Annotated in this window: 4 protein-coding genes; 3 read left to right on the forward strand and 1 reads right to left on the reverse strand. The window is 55.9% G+C overall.

The features are described from left to right. Together AAIL68_RS17245 and AAIL68_RS17250 are read left to right on the forward strand one after the other, a co-directional pair. Positions 1-365 (forward strand): hypothetical protein (locus AAIL68_RS17245; RefSeq protein ID WP_347141019.1); only part of this gene is annotated, 365 nt, incomplete at its 5' end. Positions 366-471: 106 nt separating this feature from the next. Continuing rightward, positions 472-804, forward strand: a complete 333-nt coding sequence (locus AAIL68_RS17250; protein WP_347141021.1) for a hypothetical protein — start codon at positions 472-474, stop codon at positions 802-804. Positions 805-872: 68 nt separating this feature from the next. Here AAIL68_RS17250 and AAIL68_RS17255 read toward each other — a convergent pair whose 3' ends face one another. Next, positions 873-1289, reverse strand: a complete 417-nt coding sequence (locus AAIL68_RS17255; RefSeq protein ID WP_347141022.1) for a hypothetical protein — start codon at positions 1287-1289, stop codon at positions 873-875. Between the two features lie 115 nt (positions 1290-1404). Between AAIL68_RS17255 and AAIL68_RS17260 the strand changes: the two genes are divergently transcribed. Continuing rightward, positions 1405-2607 carry an IS701 family transposase gene (locus AAIL68_RS17260; protein WP_347141023.1) on the forward strand — a complete coding sequence of 401 codons (1203 nt, stop codon included), beginning with the start codon at positions 1405-1407 and terminating at the stop codon, positions 2605-2607. Positions 2608-2760 lie beyond the last annotated feature (153 nt).

Here is a 2760-nt window from a genome sequence, read left to right on the forward strand (position 1 = left end):
TCCGTATATTCCTTGGTGAGCTGTTTACGCCCTCATCAGCCGGTACAGCCGGGCCAGCACCCAAGGCCTACAAGCGAGGCGCAGAAGCCGTCTTTCATGCAATCCTTGGCGCTTCGATAGTCGCTGCCTTAGCCTTGCTAGGCTTCAGCGTTGATTGGCTGGGCTGCGTCGTTGTCGCAGCCGTTTACTCGCTTAAGGAGATCGCTGACCTGCGCAACGGTGGCAGCTGGCTGGACAGTACCGAGGATACAGGATCGGTGTTTTTCGGCGCAGTCATGTACGGGCTGCCTTGTGCGCCGCTGGCAATTCTCTGCCTCGGGGTAGGGATCATGCTGCTACATATCCGACTTGGCAACGTCGACTGATGGTGCCAACCAGTTCGGCGCGATTGTGATTGCCCCTAACAGTCGCGCCGATACCAAAATCCCGTCTGTTCATAAATACGACGAATGATCAAAGATGGGACGGCAAATGCGTTTTCTGAATTATCCAGTCGAGATATGGATTGCCGTATCAATTGCGATTCTTGTTCGCCTTAAGACTTCAATGAGTCTTGGCTTCTGGGGTGCGTTGACGACAACTGTGGTGGGCGCGGGGGCAGGGCTTGTACTTCACCGTCCATTGTCTGCGCTGGTCGGAGTGACTGGCGATTGGGAAATCTTGATGGCGATTTTGATTGCGCTGACTTCCGAAAACCTAATGCAAGGGATTGTTCGCTGGTCGTCGCAAGAAGGTGCGGCGGGCAGATTGCTCACGGCATTCATAACCCGCGACCCAAGCGAACTGACGAAGATAGACGATTGATTACGTTGCGTTGGATGCGTGGCATAAATCAGGGCCGCTATGGGTTTCATAGTATCGTTGAGAAAGAGCTACATCTTTTGACATGTAAATAGACTGATAGAAACGGATTTCTGTACATCTTCGTCAGCTGCTGCGTCTGTCAATTCAGAATAGCCGCCATTGAGTGATTCAAAGTTTATCATCATCTGTTGGCCAAAGTGACCTGCGCAACTTTCCACCCTTTCAATCAGATCATCAGCGCATATTGGAAGGTCTAATTTCGTGCCGATGTTAAATGTTTCGTGTATGGCCCGTGCGTCTAGTTTTCCGTTTTTTACTTCAAGGAAAAATGGGGCGTCCGTATCGAAGTCCGAAGTTTGCCATGCTCCATCCTTATATGACATGCCTGCTGATTTAGTGAACTGACAGGCATAAACTCCGTCATATGAGGTGCTAGCGACTACAGGGGAGGCGGCAAAAAGCAGTAGCAATAAGGCCTTTTTCATATCTTAGCGATCCAATGCAGGTGGCTTCCTCGATTTTGCACACCCTAGCATTACAGTTGCATTCTTCTCTCCGCTCTGAATCAATGCGCTACCATGACTAAGTTAGGGATCATGGATGGCGGGGTTGTCGGTCGAAGAGACGCTGGAGCTTTGGGCTTCCTCGCTACGTGAAGTAAAGGCTCGAATTCGGCCGCTGTTTACGCAGGAACGGGTTGCGGCATCGGCCGGTCAGTTTCTCGACGGCTTGTTGGGTGAGGAACGGCGCAAGACGGGTTGGATGCGGGCCGAAGCGGCTGGAGATCCGGGCCCCTGGCGTCAGCAGGCGATATTGGGTCGTGGCCATTGGAATGCCGACGCCCTGCGCGATATTGTGCGGGACTACGCCGTGGAAACGCTGGCTGATCCCGAGGCGGTGCTGGTGATCGATGAAACCGGTTTTTTGAAGCAGGGCCACGCCTCCTGTGGGGTCGCGCGCCAATATACGGGGTCGGCAGGAAAGATCACCAATTGCCAGATCGGCGTCTTCGCCAGCTACGTCTCGCGGCACGGACATGCTTTTATCGATCGGGCCCTCTATCTGCCGAAAGCATGGGCTCAAGCCCCGGTCAGACGAAGCCGGGCCCATGTGCCCGAGGTGGTGGAGTTCGCCACTAAACCTGCCATTGCCCGCAGCATGATCGAGCGCGTGCTCTCGGCCAAGGTTCCATTTTCCTGGGTGGCCGCCGACAGCGTCTATGGCGTTGGCGATATCGAAGTAGCGCTACGCCGCGCTGGAAAAGGCTATGTCCTGGGTGTCAGTTCCAAGCACGCCTTCAATTCCTGGGGGAAAGCCTATGCCGTCAGCGGGACGGCCGGGAGCATCGCGGGAGACTTGCCGCCCGAGGCTTGGCAGCGTCTGTCGGCCGGCGCGGGCACCAAGGGCGAGCGGCTTCACGACTGGGCCTACCTTGATCTCGCCGATCTCGATGCTGGCGAATTTAATGCTGATCTCAGCGGCGTCTGGACCCGGGGCCTGCTGATCCGACGCAATATTGCCGATGGTGATCTGGCCTTCTTCACCACATGGTCGCCGCGGGGCACCACGATGGAGACGCTGGTCCGCGTCGAAGGGCATCGATGGGCGATCGAAGACAGCTTCGAGACTGCAAAGAATGAGCTCGGCCTCGATCATAACGAGACTCGCTCTTGGCATGGCTGGCACCGGCATGTTTCGCTGGTCATGCTGGCCTTCGCGATGATGGCCAGCATCCGCCATCATGCCAATGCCGCGCCGCCCAAAAAAACGATGCGCAAGACGAGGGCAGAACGCCAGAACTGATCCGCTGGTCGATCCAGGAAATCCGGCGCATCGCGAACCGCATGGCCCAGCGTCAGATCCAGGCAACTCAAATCATCGCCTGGTCAACCTGGAGAAGAGCCCATCAAGCCGCAGCAAGGCTCGCGCATATGCGCCTCAAATTGCAACTGTAAT

This window comes from Paracoccus sp. SSK6 (assembly GCF_039770665.1).
Classification (GTDB): domain Bacteria; phylum Pseudomonadota; class Alphaproteobacteria; order Rhodobacterales; family Rhodobacteraceae; genus Paracoccus.

Excerpts from the sequence above, each read along its gene's own strand:
- AAIL68_RS17250 (WP_347141021.1), top strand. The coding sequence starts at position 472 with ATGCGTTTTCTGAATTATCCAGTCGAGATATGGATTGCCGTATCAATT.
- AAIL68_RS17255 (WP_347141022.1), bottom strand. The coding sequence starts at position 1,289 with ATGAAAAAGGCCTTATTGCTACTGCTTTTTGCCGCCTCCCCTGTAGTC.
- AAIL68_RS17260 (WP_347141023.1), top strand. The coding sequence starts at position 1,405 with ATGGCGGGGTTGTCGGTCGAAGAGACGCTGGAGCTTTGGGCTTCCTCG.